Genomic DNA, 17107 nt, shown 5'->3' on the forward strand with positions numbered 1-17107 from the left:
TTTGTCCAATATCAGGGGGTCAGTTCAAGTTCTCATATTTTGAGTGCTGCAATTTTTTGTTAAATCATATGATTTTCTGTAGTTGATAAGTTTTAATTTACTTAAGGTTCAAAGACCATTATCATATTACTAGGCATATAAAAATGAGGACGTGATAATTTGGAACACGGAACAGTTGTAGAATTTAATAAGGATAAAGGATTTGGATTCATTGAGCTAACAGACGGAACGCAAGTCTTCGTTCATTATTCAGTAATTGAGTCTGAAAATTTCAAAACCTTAGAGGTTGGCGAAAAAGTCGATTTATTAGTTGCTGAAGGTAAACGCGGAATGCAAGCCGTTCGTGTACTTCGAAAGGAAGAACAAGATGAACTTTGAAGAAAAAATTATCAAATCAGATTCTAAATATCATGGACAAATAATTGATGTTTATCAAGATACTGTCATTTTGCCGGATGGTCAACAAGCAAATCGGGACGTTGTGAAGCATCAGGATGCAGTTGCAGTATTGATGATTACTGATGACGATAAAGCTATATTTGAAGAACAGTGGCGAACACCAATTGAAAAAACAACAATCGAAATTCCAGCAGGTAAAGTTGAACCTGAGGAAGATTTTTTAGAAACAGCTAAACGCGAACTTAATGAAGAAACGCGTTATAAAGCTGATCATATTGAAAAGATTACAGGGTTTTATTCAACACCAGGATTTGCTGATGAGTATATGGTATTATACAAGGCTACTGGACTCAGCCCAGTTCAAAAAGAGCTGCCAAAAGATCAGGGTGAAAACTTACGAATTTTTGAATTAACGCTACCAGAAGCATTACAAAAAGTTAATGACGGCGAAATTGAAGATGCCAAGACTATTATGGCAATTTACTACTGGCAAGCAATGAAAAAGTAGGTGAAGACAATGCCTGAAAATGAAACAAGAGCTAGTTATAAGAAGAATAAAAAGGTACAAGAATCTAGTACCAAAAAGACGGTTAATGATAATACAGAAGATACTAGTTTTGAAACAATAGATGAAGAGAGACCTGCCCAACGTTACAACGCTGAAATTTTAGCTGAGGAACGCCGCAAGTTGTTGGGGAAACGTCTGAATTGGACGATTGTCGAATTATTAATAGCAATTGTTATTGTGTATTTAATCTTATTTTTTGTTGGTTAGGAGAACTTAAATGAAGTACGGTGTAATTTGCGCAATGGAAGAGGAAATTAAATCTCTTCAAGATGTTATGGAGTTAAAAGAAACAACGGATATAAACGGTATTAAGTTCTATCAGGGAACAATTGGAAAAGCAGATGTTGTTTTAGTTCAATCTGGAATTGGTAAAGTTGAAGCAGGTATTACGGCTGCAATTTTAATTACTAATTTCAAAGTTGAAGCACTAATTCACTCTGGTTCAGCAGGTGGAATTGGCGAAGGATTAAAAGTCGGAGATGTTGTATTGTCTTCAGAAGTTGCATATCACGATGCTGATGCAACGGCCTTTGGATATGAATATGGCCAATTACCACAACAACCTGCACGTTTTAAAGCGGATGATGATTTAATTAAACGATTGTCAGATGCCGGTAAACAGAGTGATTTAAATATTAAGACGGGATTAATTGTTACTGGAGATCAATTCATTTCAAGTAATGATGCGATTGATGTTATTAAAGGTCATTTTCCTGACGCATTGTGTTGTGAAATGGAAGGGGCAGCAATTGGTCAAGTTGCTGTTCAGTTTAATAAACCATTCGTTGTAGTTCGTGCAATGTCAGATACTGGCGATGATTCGGCTAACGTATCATTCGATGATTTTATTATTGATGCCGGAAAACGTTCAGCTAAAATGTTAATCAATTTATTCAATAATTAAAAAGGAAGTTTATGATGAAAGAGGTTTATTTAGATAACGCCGCAACCACGCCAACTGATCCAAAGGTTGTTGAGGTTATTGCGGATAATCTTACTAATAACTGGGGTAACGCTTCAAGTTTGCATGGAGTTGGACGAAAGGCACGCGCTTCTTTAGAGAATTCAAGAAGTATTATCGCCAAGAGCATCAACGCTGATGATGAAGAAATTATTTTTACTAGTGGTGGTACTGAAAGCAATAACACAGCTATTCTAAAAGTTGCTGATCGATATCAGAAGTTTGGTAAGCATATTATCACGACGAAGATTGAACATCCATCAGTTCTACGTCCAATGGAAAAATTAGAAAAGGATGGTTTTACTGTTACTTATCTAGATGTTAATGAAGATGGTGTGATAGATCTGGATCAATTTAAACAAGCACTTGATGATGAAACAATTCTAGTAAGTATTATGACCGGAAATAATGAAGTTGGAAGTCATATGCCAATTCATGAAATTGGAGAGATTTTGAAGGATCATCAGGCTATTTTCCATACTGATGCCGTGCAAGCTTATGGATTATTAGATATTGATGTAAAACGCGATCATATTGACTTATTGTCAACTTCGGCCCATAAATTAAACGGTCCAAAAATGTTAGGTTTTCTTTATAAAAATTCAGATGTAAATTTTGATAGTTTTGTTTTAGGTGGAGAACAAGAAGATAAACGACGGGCAGGAACAGAAAATGTGGCTAATATTGCTGGCTTTGCTAGCGCTGTGGAAAGATTAACCACTGAAAGTAAAACAGAATTGCAGGAGAAGTATGTTGGCTTTAAACACCAAATTATCGATTTCTTGAATGACAACCAAATTGACTTTGATATTAATGGATCAATGTCAGATGATAATTTGCAACATGTATTCAATATTTGGTTAAAAGGTCATTCTACCTATGTAATGCAAACTAATTTGGACTTAGCCGGAATTGCAATTTCTGGTGGTTCTGCATGTACTGCTGGTAGCTTAGAGCCCTCACATGTTTTAATTGCAATGTACGGTGAAGATTCACCTCGAATCAGTGAATCAATTCGTATTAGCTTTGGAAAGTACACAACTAGTGACGATATTAGTTACTTATGTAACCAGCTTAAGGAAATTGTAGATCGACTAAATTCACAGGAGGCGTAATAAAATGGCTTATACTGAGAAGATTCAAGTTGAAGGAGACACAGATACTTATAGCTTAAGTAATGATATTAAAAAATATACATTACGTGATTTAGGATTTGTTGTTACCAAAACAGGTAGTTTTAGTTTTGAACGTTCGCTCGACCCAACCTCACCATACAAACAAGGAATTAAATTAAAAGTTACAATAAACAGCACCTTGGATGGATTGAAGATGAATACTGTAACAGCTAATGGATTACGAAAGGTTAATATTTTTAACCGTGAACAAGACCAAGGATTAGTTGAACAGTATCACTATATTTTGGAAGAGTTTGTAAGTAGGTCTGTTTTGCAAAAGGTATAAAAATATATCTGGGTACTAAAAATAAGGAAATTTTTACTGAATAGTGTTAAAATCGTTGTTACTGGATTTATGCGACCTTCAATCGTAGATTCTCCAGAATCTGAAAGAAATGATGGTGATTTTAATGAACGACAACAGTAAGACACGTGTTGTTGTTGGCATGAGCGGTGGCGTTGATTCCTCTGTTGTAGCATATTTGCTTAAGAAGCAGGGGTATGACGTGGTCGGTGTATTCATGAAAAACTGGGATGACACTGACGAAAACGGCTATTGTACAGCTACTGAGGACTATAAGGATGTTGCCAAGGTTGCAGCAAAAATTGGTATTCCTTATTACTCAGTGAACTTTGAAAAGGAGTATTGGGACCGTGTGTTCACATACTTCTTGGATGAGTATAAGAAGGGACGGACACCTAATCCTGATGTTATTTGTAATAACGAGATTAAGTTCAAGGCCTTCTTGGATTATGCGATTAGTTTAGGAGCAGATTATGTTGCTACTGGACATTATGCTCAAGCAGAGCGTGATGCTGATGGACATCAACATCTCCTGCGTGCTGTTGATGACAATAAGGATCAAACATACTTTTTGAGCCAATTGTCAGCTGATCAATTAGATCGTGTAATGTTCCCACTTGGTGGAATGCGTAAGCCTGAAGTACGTGCAATTGCACATGAGGCAGGACTTGCAGTTGCTGATAAGAAAGATTCTGTTGGAATTTGTTTTATCGGTGAGAAGAATTTCCGTGAGTTCCTTGGAACATACCTTCCAGCTAAGTCTGGTAAGATGATGACTGTTGATGGTGAAGTTAAGGGCGAGCATGCTGGCCTTATGTACTACACAATTGGTCAGCGTCGTGGACTTGGAATCGGTGGTGGTTCAAAGAATAACGAGCCTTGGTTTGTTATTGGAAAGGATCTTTCAAAGAATATCCTTTATGTTGGACAAGGATTTGAGAATCCACATCTATATGCTACAGATCTTAAAGCATCTGATATGCATTTCGTAAATAGTATTGGTTCAAATCGTGGTCACAATTTTAAATGTACAGCTAAATTTAGATATCGTGCACAAGATGTGCCAGTTACAGTTCATTTTAATGAAGATTTTTCAAAGATTGATGTTCATTTTGACGAGCCAGCACGTGCTATTACTCCAGGACAGGCATTAGTTTTGTATGATGGAGACGAGTGCATTGGTGGTGGAATTATTGATGCTGCTTACAGTAATGATCGTATGCTACAATACATCTAAATATTAATAACTGTGGGACTTTATCCGATTTGGATAAAGTCCTATTTTTTTTTGTGTGAGATTCGAATAGTAAATGGTAGAATGAATACATATCGAAAAAGGGTGTTAATATGACTGAACTGTATTTTATTAGACATGGAAAAACGGAATGGAATTTAGAAGGACGTTACCAAGGTGCAAAGGGCGATTCTGCCTTGTTGCCAGAAAGTTACGTTGAAATACATAAGTTAGCAGGATTTTTATCTGATAAGGAATTTGTTCATATTTATACAAGTCCACTGCGAAGAGCTCGAGTAACTGGTAGTACTTTGCAACACGAATTAGATGAGTTACAAGGTCATCCAATTCCATTAACCATTGCTAGTAGATTAAGGGAATTTAATTTAGGAAAAATGGAAGGTATGAAGTTTGTTGATGCTGAGGCCAAATATCCGGCTGAAATTGACGGATTCAGGGAACATCCTGATAAGTATGACCCTACCAGAATCAATGGCGAAAGCTTTCAGCAATTAGTTCAAAGAATGATGCCAACTATCAATCGAATTGTTGATATTCATCCTAAGGACAGTGATAAGGTAATTATTGTCAGTCATGGAGCTGCATTAAACGCTATTATTAATTCATTATTGAAAGTTCCACTCGCTGATTTGAGAAAAAAAGGTGGTTTGGCTAACACAAGTACCACTGTGTTAGAAACCCAAGACAGCGGTCAGAGCTATCAATTAAAATTGTGGAATGATACGAGCTACTTGAATAAGGAAACTGATCCAACGGATTTAATTTAGAGGAGTTATTTTGAAAAGTAAGAAAACAACTGAACAAGTACATAAACTTGTTACGGAAATCGATAATGATCCAGACAACTATCAAACTTATTACGATTTATGTATGCTTTTAATTAATGAAGAAAGTTTTGATCAAGCTGAGCAACTATTAAATCAATCGCTAGTTAAATTTAAGTCCAATGATCAAGCACGTAGTTTGTTTGAATATGGTATTGGAATACTTTTATACACTAATCAAATGTATGAAAAAGCTATTCCTGTTTTTAAACTTGTGGATGATCCAAAACTACAACATGATGCTTATTTGATGACTGCTCAAAGTTATTATGCATTGTCACAGTATAAAATGGCTTTTGCTTTTGCTTTAACGGCATCAGAAGGTCATAAACAAGATCCTGATACAAACAAACTTTTGGGAGATATTCAGTTAGCTACTGGTGATTTAAAGTCGGCTCGAGATTATTATGATACTGCTTTGAAAAATGATCATTCAAACGAACTAGTTTTTAATCGCGGAATTGTGGAAGCAGGATTAGAAGAGGGTAATTCTATTAACAATAAATATTTTGATCAGGTTAAAAGAGCAGATCCTAAGTACTTTGAGAATGCTAAACAAAAGCTAGAAGATATTAACAAATTAATTACCAATAAGGAAAATTAGAATGGCAAATGAGGAGTTAAATTTATTTGAGGATAAATCAATAACATCTAACCAAACTGCATCCAATAAACCCGAATTAACGGGAACAATTGCGGCAGTTTTTTTTGCCAGTTCTGATTCATTTTACAAAGTTATGTTGGTTGATGTGCAATCTAATAACTTTGGATGGGATGATAGTCAAATCGTTGTTGTTGGAGACTTTGCTGATACAAACGAAGAACAGCAGTACACGTTCACGGGACAATTAGTTGATCATCCAAAGTACGGTACCCAATTAAAAGTGGATCAATATTCAAAAACTAGACCGTCAACGAAGCAAGGTTTAATAGCATATTTCTCCGGATCAAGTTTTAAGGGTGTGGGAGAAAAGGCTGCAACCAAGATTGTCGAGCAATTAGGTCTTGATGCTATTCGTAAAATTGGAACTGATGACCATGCGTTAGATCATATAGACATATCTCAAAAGCAAAAAGAGTCCTTATATGAAGCTATTCAACAAAGCGACGGGATGGAAAATATTGTTATTGGGTTATCTACATACGGATTTGGAAGTAGTTTAGCTGCCAAAATTTTCCATAAATATCATGAGGAAAGTTTAACAATTGTTGAAGAACATCCGTATCAACTAGTATCCGATATAGCTGGTATTGGCTTTAAAAGAGCTGATCAAATCGCTCAACAAACGGGGATTAAACTTGATGCACCAGAACGAATTCAGGCTGCAATCATAACTGCTGTTTCAGAGTGGTCCAACAATACAGGAGATACTTATATAAGTGCTATTGAATTAATTCGTCAATCTGAACAGTTGCTTAATACGGGATCTCTAAAAATCACACCCGAACAGATTGCTGAACAAGTGGTTGAGGTTGCTAAATCGGGAAATATCGTTGGGGAAGAAGATCGAATCTATTTAAAAAAGCTCTATTATGCTGAGTTGGATATTGGTCGGCAAATTGAATTTTTGATTAATAATTCAACTAGTGATGATGTTTCAGATATTAAGATTAGCAAAACGATTGATAAAGTCGAAAAACAGTTGGGTGTTGAATACGATGATACTCAACGGACAGCTTTAACTAAAGCAATTGTTGAGCCTATGACAATCATAACTGGTGGACCAGGTACGGGGAAAACAACTATCGTAAATGGTTTAATCAATTTGTATGCGAAAATAAACGATATCTCTCTTGATCCGGATGAATATACAGATCAGAAATATCCAATTATGTTAGCCGCTCCAACAGGACGAGCTGCCAAACGATTAAATGAAGTAACCAATGTTCCGGCTAAAACGATTCATCGTTTATTGGGATTGAATGGACAAGATGATCCTGATGAAAATGATGTTGCAACGGATATTAGTGGCGGATTGCTGGTTGTAGATGAAATGTCGATGGTAGATACGGAACTATTTAAGCTTCTTATTATGGCTGTTCCACTTGACATGCAGGTAGTATTTGTTGGTGATAAAGATCAGTTGCCTTCAGTAGGACCTGGCCAGGTTTTTCACGACTTGATTAGTAGTAAAAAGATACCAACAATTACATTGGATCAGATTCATAGGCAAAAAGCCGGGTCAACGATTAGTGATTTAGCTTATAGTATTCAAAAAGGAAAGTTACCAGATGATTTGGAGAAAAATCAACAGGATCGTTCTTTTTTCAAAGCTAGTGCTTATCAGGTACAACCTCTAATTGGTCAAGTAGTTCAAAAAGCGTTGGATAGGGGATTTGATAAAAATGATATTCAAATTCTAGTTCCAATGTATCGAGGTGTAGCTGGTGTTGATGAACTTAATCGTTATTTGCAAAAAATTATGAATCCAGTGGATTTATCAAAGGACAAGACTGTCACAGTCAAAAATCAAACCTTCATGAAGGGCGATAAAGTACTTCAATTAGTTAATTCTCCAGAAAACAATGTATTTAATGGAGATATTGGTGAAATATCAGCGGTTGTCTTAAAGGATAAGAATCATACACAACCGCATATTATTGTTGAATTTGATGATAATGAAGTAACTTATTCTCAAAATGAGTGGAATCAACTAACTTTGGCATATTGTATTTCAATTCATAAGGCCCAGGGTAGTGAATTTAAAATGGTTATTATGCCGATTGTTCACCAGTATGCCAGAATGTTGCAAAGGAACCTAGTGTATACAGGAGTGACTAGGGCTGAGTCTTTTCTCATTTTGTTAGGAGAACGTTCAGCCTTTCAAACAGCTGTCGATCACGAGTCATCAAATAGAAATACTGGACTTCTTCGACGGTTAGGTGTTGAAGAAGAGTACAAAGAACATAGTGAGAATAAACAGGTATCTGAAATTATAGAAAAAGAACCTGAAGAAGTGCCATCAGGTCCTTTAACAATTGATCAAGTTAATACTGGATCAGTTGATCCAATGATTGGGATGGATGGAATTACTCCCAAAGATTTTATGAAATAAAAAACACAGACATTTGTCTGTGTTTTTTGTTGAATTAGCTCCAACGATTTTGTTTTGTTGGTAATAGGAATAAGATGAATAACCAAATTCCACCAATAAATGGAATGATTGGTAGAAGAACCCACCATCCAGATCTGTCAGTATCATGTAAACGACGAATTTGAAGAGCTAAAGTAGCAATCCAAACAATAATTCCCATGATATTGTAGCCAATGTTGGCAGCGGCGTCTGCTGGATTTGAAATAGTGTCAATTGAATGACCTAATGCGATTTGAAGAATTGCACCAATAATTACACCCAAAATAGCATTAATTATTACTGGCCACCAGTAATCTGGACGATTTGATGTTCCAGAAAAATTAAAAATATTATTCCAAAATTTCTTATATGATTCAACCATAACGGTTTCCCCCTCACATTTATACAGCTTTTATCGTCATTCCGAATCTGGACGTTAGGTTAGAAGCTACTAAAAATTATATTATTTCCAGTTTGATTAAGGATATATAGGAAGAGTACGAGTGCATTAACTACCAAAGATACGATAATAATTCCGTAACGAATGGTCATGTAGCCATATCCTTCAGGCCTCCATCTGGATTGACGTTGTCCGCGATAGCCAAATGATAGAACCAATAGCGCAAGTATAGCCACAATTTGAACAATTAGCCCAATAATAAACATTGGTTGACTCATTACTTTCAATTGGAGAAAGTAGAAAGCTGCTGTTACTACATCAACAAGTAAAGCTAAAAATGGCATAAACTTCACTTCTTTCTTTTTCATTTTGATAAACTTATAATCTGTATTAATTATAACAATTAATGGATATAAACGTGTATTTATTTGCCTTATACATAATGCTTATTAGTATAAGATAAAAGTTTTGACAAACTCAAGAATATTATATTCTTTCAATTTTAAATTTACCACACAAAATATGTCATATTAGTGAATGGTATTATGTATTTGACTGTTGCTTTAAAGCACTTTATACTTGGAAAGTAATTTAAATTCAGGGGGATTTTACTTGTGGGACAAATAGAGCCTAAAATGAAATTATTTGCGTTGAATGCAAATGTTGATTTAGCTGAAAAGATTGCTAAAGAAGTTGGACTATCTTTAGGAAAGGCTAGCGTTAAACAGTTTAGCGATGGAGAAATCCAGGTCAATATTGACGAAAGTATTCGTGGATCTGAAGTTTATGTAATTCAGTCCATTTCTGATCCTATCAATGATTCATTGATGGAACTACTTATTATGGTCGATGCACTAAGACGTGCTAGTGCCAGTCAGATTAACGTGGTAATTCCATATTATGGATATTCACGCCAAGATCGTAAGGCTCGTTCAAGAGAACCAATCACGGCGAAGTTGATTGCTAATCTATTAGAGGATGATCAAGTTACACGTGTTCTAACACTTGACTTACATGCGCCTCAAATTCAAGGATTCTTTGATGTACCAGTTGATCATTTAGCTGCATCACCACTATTAGCTAGTTATTTTACTGATCACAATTTTGATCCAGAAAACATGGTGGTTGTATCACCAGACCATGCTAGTGTTTCAAGAGCTCGTACTCTAGCCGAAAAGCTTGGTACTCCAATTGCTATCATTGATAATCGTAATGTTGAATCCTCAGAATCACTTAACGAAATTCCTACTGAAATTATTGGGGGTGTTAAGGGCAAGGTTGCAATTGTTATTGATGATATGATCGATACAGGAACTAGAATTACAATTTCTGCTCAGGCTTTAAAAAATGCTGGAGCAGTAAAAGTATATGGTGCCGCAACACACGCCATTTTCTCACGTAAAGCACCTGAAATTCTTCAAAATTCACTTCTCGAAAAAGTGATTGTTACTGATTCAATTCGAATTGGTGAAGAAAAGAAATTTGATAAATTAGTAGAATTATCAGTTGGTCCATTAATTGGAAATGCCATTGAGATGATTCATAATAACGAACCTTTAGCTCCGTTATTCAGAAGCCAAAGCAAGTAATTTAAGCACTGTACTTGAATGGGGGGATCGAATGTGGACAGCGTTATACGTTATTTAAAAAAAGATCGAATTCAAGTTTTTCTCACTTTGATTTTATTGATCTGTGTTATTTGGTTGATTAGACCATTTATTTCACTGATCTTATTAACAACTATTTTTATTTATATTGCGCATGTTGGAATCAACAGGTTGCGCTCAATTATTAAGGTTTCACAAGCAATTGGGGCTATTATATTTTATCTGGTACTCCTAGCTTTAATTGTCTTTGTTGTTTCGATTTCGGCATCGTTGATTTATGACCAATTAAAGGGAATTCCTGATATGATTGCATCAACTTTGCATCAACACCCAATGTGGGATAAAGAAATTACTAGCTTTGTTGAAAAGACAATTAAGAGCGCTGAAGCAGTTAAGGGCGGAAAATCCATTGCTATGTCTGGACTTTCAAGGATTGGTAAGTTTGGTCGTGGAGTCGAGCATATTCTAATTGCCTTTTTCTTAAGTTTCATTTTTAATCTCACTTACAACCATCTGAAAGAGTTTGGTCACTCATTTTTGAAGAGTAGATATAGTAAATTCTTCAGACATGTGTATTTCTTAGCAGGTAGCTTCATTAATATTCTGGGTACCGTCGTTGAAACACAGTTAATTATTTGTTCTATTAATACAGTGTTAATGACAATCGGATTGTGGATTATTGGTGTGCCAAAGTTGCTAGTGTTAGCAATAATGGTATTTGCTCTCGGACTAATACCAGTTGCTGGTGTAATAATTTCATTAGTGCCACTTTCTATTATTGCATTTTCTGCAAATGGTGTTATCTCAGTCCTAGAAGTATTTGTCCTGGTGATTATTGTGCATCTGTTCGAATCTTACTTCTTACATCCACGTCTTATGGCTGGTGCTACAGACTTGCCAATTTTTACCACTTTTATCACTTTGATTATTAGTGGTGAATTATTCGGTGCTTGGGGCTTGATTGTTGGTATTCCAATCGTGGCATTCTTCTTAAAATTATTTGATGTTCAAATGCCACATCATACACAACGGACAGTTAGAGACTCAGTTGAACAGGAAATAGATTAACCACCTTAATCTTTGAGATGGTTTTTTTGTATGCTCTTTTGAAATGTTTTGAAAGAAAATGAAATGTTTTGATTGAAATTGAAATAGTTTGGTGATATATTATTGAAGAGGTGATGTAAGTGCTTACAGAATTGAGAGAAGAATTAATTTTAAACTATTTAAAGCAACATCAGTTCGCTAAACTTTTAGAATTATCAAAAATTACTGGATGCTCTGAATCAACAATTAGACGGGATCTTGATCGGCTAGAGCTAAGAGGAAATCTAATTAAGATTAGAGGCGGAGCAAAGATTGCTAAGTCATTGCGAGATGAACCGGATATTGAAACAAAAAATAAGGTTAATACGGATGTTAAAGCAAAATTAGGTGAGTATGCTGCTAACTTAGTTGAAAATGGTGATGTTATTTTTATTGATGCTGGATCAACTACGGCTAATATGGTTTCGAATTTGACCAACAAGAAAGATATTTTAGTTGTAACGAACGGTATTGAGGTTGCTTCCTTATTGTCGAACTTCAAGGTATCCACTTATTTATTAGGAGGGATGATTAAGAGTTCAACTAAAGCAATTACCGGGTTTGAAGCAATTGATCGAATACGTGATTTTCAATTTAATAAAAGTTTTTTAGGTATTAATGGTATTGATACAGAAAAAGGGTTCACAACACCTGATATTCAAGAAGCTGATATAAAGAAACAGGTTATCCTACAAAGCAAAAAAACTTTTGTTTTAGCGGATCAATCAAAGTTTGATGAAGTGTCTTTTGTTAAGGTAGCAGATGCAAAATCTTTGAAGATTATTACTAATCAAACTGCTTCTGAGTACAAAGGTATGAAAATAATGGAGGTCTAAAGATGATATATACAGTTACATTAAACCCATCGATTGATTATGTAATGACGCTAACTGATCTAAAAGAAGGTCTAGTAAATCGAGCAGACAGCTCTGTTAAATTTTCTGGTGGTAAAGGAATCAATGTCTCACGAATCTTGAATGAAAATGATATTGATAACTGTGCACTTGGTTTTTTAGGTGGATTTACGGGTGAGTTTGTTTTAGAAGAGTTACATAAACTAAACATTAAGGAACAGTTCGTTAAGATTCAAGATGACACTAGAATTAACGTGAAACTTCATGCGAACACTGAAACTGAAATTAATGCAGAGGGACCACAAATTAGTGAGAAAGAATTAAATCAGTTTATCGATCAATTTAACAAAATTGGTCACGGAGATACAGTTATCTTCTCTGGTAGTGTTCCTGCAAATTTACCTCAGAATTTATATCATAATCTAATTGAAATAATTAAAAAAAATGGTGCTGAATTTGCGGTTGATACAACCGGTCAGGGGTTACTTGATACTTTGAATGATCATCCTCTAGTGGTTAAACCTAATAACCATGAATTAGCTGATTTATTCCATACAGAACTAAAAGATGACGATCAAATCATTGAGTATGGAAAAAAACTAATCCAAATGGGTGCACAAAGTGTAATGATTTCGATGGCAAGCAAAGGTGGAATCTTAATTACTCAGAATGCAGTGTTTAAGAGTGAAGCTCCAAAAGGAACAGTTAAAAATTCTGTTGGTGCTGGTGACTCTATGTTATCAGGGTTTGTTGGTGAGTTATCAAAAAGTGGTGATTTCAAGGAGGCCTTTCACCGAGGCTTAGCAAGCGGTAGTGCGACAGCATTCTCGCTTGATATAGCTAAAAAAGAATTGATTGATCAAGTTTATAAGGAAATCAAAATTACGGAATTGTAATTTATAGGAGGAAATTTTCATGGAAATAAGAGACTTATTACAAAAAGATCTTATGATTATGAATCTAAAAGCTACTACTAAGGCAGAAGCTATTGATGAAATGATTGATAAATATGTGGCTAGTGGTGTGGTGACAGATCGCGAAACCTATAAGAAAGGTATTTTAGAACGCGAACAGGAATCTACAACTGGTATTGGTGACGAAATTGCTATGCCACATGCGAAGACAAATGCTGTTAAGGAAGCAGCTGTACTATTTGCTAAGAGTTCTGATGGTGTGGACTTTGATGCTTTGGATGGAAAACCAGTAAAGCTATTCTTTATGATTGCTGCTCCAGAAGGTGCAAACAACGCTCATTTACAAGCACTAGCAAAACTTTCCGGATTATTAATTGATCCTACATTGGTTAACAATCTTAAGAGTACTCGGACACCTGATGATGTTCTAAAATGTTTTGAAGATGCTGAGGCAGCAAAAGAGACAGTCGATGCTAACGAAGAAAAACAATCAAGTAATGTTGACGCTGACGGAAAACCATTTATTGTTGCAGTTTCAGCCTGTCCGAACGGAATTGCTCATACCTATATGGCAGAGGCCGCATTAATTAAAGCGGCTAAAGAAAAAAATATTAATATTAAAGTTGAAACAAATGGGTCAGAAGGCGTTAAAAATAAATTAACTGCTGCTGAAATTGAAAAGGCTGATGGTGTCATTGTTACTGCTGATAAAAAGGTTGCGATGGCACGTTTTGATGGCAAGCAGTTATTAAATCGTCCCGTTATTGATGGTATTAATAAAGCAGATCAATTGATTGACCAAATCGAAAACAATGAAGGAACAACTTTTCATTCTACCGAGAGTAATGATGATACTGAAGAAGCAACAGACGGTAGTTTCTGGAATGAAATATATAAAGATCTAATGAACGGTATTTCACATATGCTACCATTCGTCGTTGGTGGTGGTATCATTATGGCTATCTCGTTTATGTTAGAACGATATGTTGGTCAAAATAGTATGTGGTTTACATTTCCTAATAATATCGGAACCTATGCTTTTTCTTTCTTGATTCCAATTTTAGCAGGTTTTATTGCACAGTCTATTGGTGATTTACCAGCTTTGATGCCAGGTGTTGTTGGTGGATTTATGGCAACACAGGCTGCTGCTAGTGTAGTTCACACAACAAGTGTTTCAGGATTTATTGGCGGATTGATTGCCGGATTTGCAGCTGGGGTTTTTGTTAATTTCCTTAAAAAAGCATTCAAGTGGGTTCCTAAGAGTCTTGAAGGATTGAAACCAATGTTGATTTATCCTATTTTAGGATTACTTCTGGTTGGTGGTTTGATGTTCTTCATTGTTAATCCAGTATTTGCTGCAGTTAACGCATGGGTTACTAGTTTTCTAGAAAGTATGGGGACTGGTAACGCAGTGTTACTTGGTACTTTATTAGGTGGAATGATGGCTATTGATATGGGAGGCCCATTCAATAAGGCTGCTTATGCTTTTGCAATTGCAGCATTTACATCAACAAAATCTGGTAATTTAATGGCTGCCGTTATGATTGGTGGTATGATTCCACCTCTTGCAACAGCAATTGCAACAACAATTTGGCCAAAGAAGTTCACACAACAGGAACGTGAAGCAGGTATTTCAAATTGGGTTCTAGGTCTATCATTTATTACAGAGGGGGCAATCCCATTTGCAACAGCGGATCCACTTCGTGTAATCATTTCAAGTGTCATCGGATCAGCAATTGGTGGTGGATTGTCTCAATTATGGAAGGTAAGTGTTCCAGCTCCTCATGGAGGACTTTGGGTTTTACCGTTAGCAGATCATAAGTTACTTTACCTTGCTGCTGTTGTTATTGGAGCAGTTATTGCCGGAGCTATTTTAGGAATTTGGAAACCGAAATTAGAGGAAAATAAGTAGTATTAATAGATAAAGTGGTCTAGTCAGTTTGTTACATAGATTGTAACAAACTGATTTTTTTGTAATATTTGTGTAACACTATGAAAAACTAGCTGTCATATAACTTTTTAGCTCATTTTTTGTAAAAAAAACTTTAAAATAATTAAGGTTCTCTAAAGGTTGATATAACAAGTGGTTAGCGCATTTTTTCTTTGGAACACAGGTATTTGTTGGTAGTAAATGTTGCAATGATCAAGGTGGGTGATATCATTATTTCAGTGCAAAAATACTAATTTAATTTTCGAATACAATTAATCCTAAAATATACTTATAAAAATTCAAGGAGTGAACAATCTTAATGATTTCAAATTCAAAATCTAGTAAATCCAAATTATTATTAGCAGGTGTTGCAGGTGCCGGTCTTTTGGTTGCAGGTGGTTCACAAGTAGCAACTCATGCTGATTCAGTAAAAGTTCAAAAGAACGATACTGTTTGGGCTTTATCACAAAAATTTGGTGTTTCTATCAAGAGCTTGGAAACATTAAATAATGTTAATTCAAACAGTCATCTAATTTTTGAAGGTCAAAATTTTGAAGTTCCTACTGCAAAGAAGATCTCAAAAACTGACGTTCAAAAAGCTCAATTTGTTAAAGTAACAGTTAAATATGGTGATAGTATTGCTGAAATTGCTAAAGAACATGGCGTTTCAGTTGATTCAATTATCATTGCTAACCGTCTACACAGTAACTTGATTAAAGTTGGACAAACACTTCTTGTACCTATTGCTGGAACAGACGCTGCTCAGGCAAAATTACCACAAGTACAACAACCAGTTCAACCAGTTGCTGAAGTACAAGCACCAGTAGAACAAGTTCAAGAACCTGTTCAAGTTAGCCAAGCACCACAATCGAGTGCTGTAAGTGAAGCTGTACAAGCTAGTTCAGCAGCAAGCCAAGCACCAGCACAATCAAGTGCCGCAAGCGAAGCAACACAAGCTAGTTCAGCAGCAAGCCAAGCACCAGCACAATCAAGTGCTGCAAGCGAAGCAACACAAGCTAGTTCAGCAGCAAGTCAAGCACCAGCACAATCAAGTGCTGCANAAGCAACACAAGCTAGTTCAGCAGCAAGTCAAGCACCAGCACAATCAAGTGCTGCAGCTAAGACACCTGCTCAACCAAGTGCTGTTAACCATGTTGCTGCACCAAAGCCTGTTGTTAATCATGAAGCAAGTCAAGCACCTGCTCCTAAACCAGTGGCACAATCAGCTGCTCCAAAGCCAGTTGCTAAGCCGGTTTCAACACCAAAACCTGTTGCTAAACCAGTAGCAACACCAAAACCTGTTCAAAATACTAACGCTAATGCAGGATCTGTTACAGGATACGCACGTCAATTAGCTAACAACACAATTCCTTACGTATGGGGTGGTAAAACTCCTGCTGGATTTGACTGTTCAGGATTTGTTTCATACGTTTACAAGCATGCAGCTAACAAGAACATTCCTAGTTACACTGTTGCTATGGAAAACTATGTAAACGCAAAACCAGTTTCACAAGCACAAGCTGGAGACCTTCTTTTCTGGGGTAACCATGGTTCAACATATCATGTTGCTATCTCATTAGGTGGAAACCAATTTGCTGCTGCTCCACAACCAGGTGAAAACGTTAAAGTTCAAACAATTTCTTCATACTTTGCACCTAGCTTTGCTGGAACTGTTAAATAATTATTATAACGAAAAGGATGACCAAACGGTCATCCTTTTTTGTTATAAATATCAATCTTTTTAATCACCAGAAAA

At 35.9% G+C, this 17107-nt stretch carries 19 protein-coding genes; 17 read left to right on the forward strand and 2 right to left on the reverse strand.

The window, feature by feature from the left end:
- Nucleotides 1-159 precede the first annotated feature (159 nt).
- The 10 genes from IV88_RS02950 (at nt 160) to recD2 (ending at nt 8542) form a co-directional block, all read left to right on the forward strand.
- Complete coding sequence (locus IV88_RS02950; protein ID WP_057798574.1) at nt 160-378, forward strand: cold-shock protein; 219 nt, start codon at nt 160-162, stop codon at nt 376-378.
- Complete coding sequence (locus IV88_RS02955; RefSeq protein WP_057798576.1) at nt 368-907, forward strand: NUDIX hydrolase; 540 nt, start codon at nt 368-370, stop codon at nt 905-907. The genes IV88_RS02950 and IV88_RS02955 overlap by 11 nt, the downstream gene beginning before the upstream one ends.
- A 9-nt stretch (nt 908-916) precedes the next feature.
- A complete protein-coding gene (locus IV88_RS02960; protein ID WP_057798578.1) occupies nt 917-1174 on the forward strand; it encodes a hypothetical protein in 258 nt (85 codons plus the stop codon).
- A 10-nt stretch (nt 1175-1184) separates the two neighbouring features.
- Entirely contained in the window at nt 1185-1871 is a 687-nt protein-coding gene (locus tag IV88_RS02965; RefSeq protein ID WP_057798580.1) for a 5'-methylthioadenosine/adenosylhomocysteine nucleosidase, read from the forward strand.
- A 14-nt stretch (nt 1872-1885) separates the two neighbouring features.
- Nucleotides 1886-3043: a cysteine desulfurase family protein gene (locus IV88_RS02970; protein ID WP_057798699.1), complete on the forward strand. Its 1158-nt coding sequence runs from the start codon at nt 1886-1888 to the stop codon at nt 3041-3043.
- Nucleotides 3044-3047: 4 nt separating this feature from the next.
- Nucleotides 3048-3389 (forward strand): DUF1831 domain-containing protein, encoded by a 342-nt coding sequence (locus IV88_RS02975; protein WP_057798582.1) that lies wholly within the window; start codon nt 3048-3050, stop codon nt 3387-3389.
- Between the two features lie 109 nt (nt 3390-3498).
- Nucleotides 3499-4644, forward strand: a complete 1146-nt coding sequence (gene mnmA / locus IV88_RS02980) for a tRNA 2-thiouridine(34) synthase MnmA (protein ID WP_338045626.1) — start codon at nt 3499-3501, stop codon at nt 4642-4644.
- A gap of 110 nt (nt 4645-4754) precedes the next feature.
- The gene (locus IV88_RS02985) at nt 4755-5429 is read left to right on the forward strand and encodes a histidine phosphatase family protein (RefSeq protein ID WP_057798586.1); all 675 of its coding nucleotides are present in this window, start codon (nt 4755-4757) and stop codon (nt 5427-5429) included.
- Between the two features lie 10 nt (nt 5430-5439).
- A complete protein-coding gene (locus IV88_RS02990) occupies nt 5440-6090 on the forward strand; it encodes a tetratricopeptide repeat protein (protein ID WP_057798588.1) in 651 nt (216 codons plus the stop codon).
- 1 nt (nt 6091) lies between these two features.
- Nucleotides 6092-8542, forward strand: coding sequence for an SF1B family DNA helicase RecD2 (recD2, locus tag IV88_RS02995; protein ID WP_057798593.1), 2451 nt, complete (start codon nt 6092-6094; stop codon nt 8540-8542).
- A 34-nt stretch (nt 8543-8576) separates the two neighbouring features.
- Here the strand turns inward: recD2 and IV88_RS03000 are convergent, their stop codons facing one another.
- Nucleotides 8577-8942 carry a DUF805 domain-containing protein gene (locus IV88_RS03000; RefSeq protein WP_057798600.1) on the reverse strand — a complete coding sequence of 122 codons (366 nt, stop codon included), beginning with the start codon at nt 8940-8942 and terminating at the stop codon, nt 8577-8579.
- A 59-nt stretch (nt 8943-9001) separates the two neighbouring features.
- Nucleotides 9002-9328, reverse strand: a complete 327-nt coding sequence (locus IV88_RS03005) for a hypothetical protein (RefSeq protein WP_236698593.1) — start codon at nt 9326-9328, stop codon at nt 9002-9004.
- A 267-nt stretch (nt 9329-9595) separates the two neighbouring features.
- Here IV88_RS03005 and IV88_RS03010 point away from each other — a divergent pair, with 267 nt between their 5' ends.
- The 7 genes from IV88_RS03010 to IV88_RS09400 all read left to right on the forward strand — a co-directional run bounded on the left by IV88_RS03010 (nt 9596) and on the right by IV88_RS09400 (nt 17032).
- Nucleotides 9596-10549 carry a ribose-phosphate diphosphokinase gene (locus IV88_RS03010; protein ID WP_057798701.1) on the forward strand — a complete coding sequence of 318 codons (954 nt, stop codon included), beginning with the start codon at nt 9596-9598 and terminating at the stop codon, nt 10547-10549.
- 33 nt (nt 10550-10582) lie between these two features.
- On the forward strand, nt 10583-11635 hold the full coding sequence (locus IV88_RS03015; protein ID WP_057798614.1) for an AI-2E family transporter: 1053 nt from the start codon (nt 10583-10585) through the stop codon (nt 11633-11635).
- A gap of 119 nt (nt 11636-11754) precedes the next feature.
- Nucleotides 11755-12489 (forward strand): DeoR/GlpR family DNA-binding transcription regulator, encoded by a 735-nt coding sequence (locus IV88_RS03020; RefSeq protein WP_057798615.1) that lies wholly within the window; start codon nt 11755-11757, stop codon nt 12487-12489.
- A 2-nt stretch (nt 12490-12491) separates the two neighbouring features.
- Nucleotides 12492-13403 carry a 1-phosphofructokinase gene (gene pfkB / locus IV88_RS03025; RefSeq protein ID WP_057798617.1) on the forward strand — a complete coding sequence of 304 codons (912 nt, stop codon included), beginning with the start codon at nt 12492-12494 and terminating at the stop codon, nt 13401-13403.
- 19 nt (nt 13404-13422) lie between these two features.
- Nucleotides 13423-15333: a PTS fructose transporter subunit IIABC gene (locus tag IV88_RS03030; protein WP_057798619.1), complete on the forward strand. Its 1911-nt coding sequence runs from the start codon at nt 13423-13425 to the stop codon at nt 15331-15333.
- A gap of 337 nt (nt 15334-15670) precedes the next feature.
- On the forward strand, nt 15671-16411 hold a 741-nt coding region (locus IV88_RS09395), incomplete at its 3' end, for a LysM peptidoglycan-binding domain-containing protein (protein ID WP_236698594.1).
- 153 nt (nt 16412-16564) lie between these two features.
- On the forward strand, nt 16565-17032 hold the full coding sequence (locus tag IV88_RS09400) for a C40 family peptidase (RefSeq protein WP_147165246.1): 468 nt from the start codon (nt 16565-16567) through the stop codon (nt 17030-17032).
- Nucleotides 17033-17107: the final 75 nt, after the last annotated feature.

Origin of the sequence: Pediococcus argentinicus (assembly GCF_001437605.1) — a bacterium.
Taxonomy (GTDB): Bacteria; Bacillota; Bacilli; order Lactobacillales; family Lactobacillaceae; genus Pediococcus; species Pediococcus argentinicus.

What these genes read in the sequence shown, in the direction of transcription:
- IV88_RS02955 (WP_057798576.1), top strand. Translation starts at nt 368, where the DNA reads ATGAACTTTGAAGAAAAAATTATCAAATCAGATTCTAAATATCATGGA.
- IV88_RS02960 (WP_057798578.1), top strand. Translation starts at nt 917, where the DNA reads ATGCCTGAAAATGAAACAAGAGCTAGTTATAAGAAGAATAAAAAGGTA.
- IV88_RS02965 (WP_057798580.1), top strand. Translation starts at nt 1,185, where the DNA reads ATGAAGTACGGTGTAATTTGCGCAATGGAAGAGGAAATTAAATCTCTT.
- IV88_RS02970 (WP_057798699.1), top strand. Translation starts at nt 1,886, where the DNA reads ATGAAAGAGGTTTATTTAGATAACGCCGCAACCACGCCAACTGATCCA.
- IV88_RS02975 (WP_057798582.1), top strand. Translation starts at nt 3,048, where the DNA reads ATGGCTTATACTGAGAAGATTCAAGTTGAAGGAGACACAGATACTTAT.
- mnmA (WP_338045626.1), top strand. Translation starts at nt 3,499, where the DNA reads ATGATGGTGATTTTAATGAACGACAACAGTAAGACACGTGTTGTTGTT.
- IV88_RS02985 (WP_057798586.1), top strand. Translation starts at nt 4,755, where the DNA reads ATGACTGAACTGTATTTTATTAGACATGGAAAAACGGAATGGAATTTA.
- recD2 (WP_057798593.1), top strand. Translation starts at nt 6,092, where the DNA reads ATGGCAAATGAGGAGTTAAATTTATTTGAGGATAAATCAATAACATCT.
- IV88_RS03000 (WP_057798600.1), bottom strand. Translation starts at nt 8,942, where the DNA reads ATGGTTGAATCATATAAGAAATTTTGGAATAATATTTTTAATTTTTCT.
- IV88_RS03005 (WP_236698593.1), bottom strand. Translation starts at nt 9,328, where the DNA reads ATGAAAAAGAAAGAAGTGAAGTTTATGCCATTTTTAGCTTTACTTGTT.
- IV88_RS03010 (WP_057798701.1), top strand. Translation starts at nt 9,596, where the DNA reads ATGAAATTATTTGCGTTGAATGCAAATGTTGATTTAGCTGAAAAGATT.
- pfkB (WP_057798617.1), top strand. Translation starts at nt 12,492, where the DNA reads ATGATATATACAGTTACATTAAACCCATCGATTGATTATGTAATGACG.
- IV88_RS03030 (WP_057798619.1), top strand. Translation starts at nt 13,423, where the DNA reads ATGGAAATAAGAGACTTATTACAAAAAGATCTTATGATTATGAATCTA.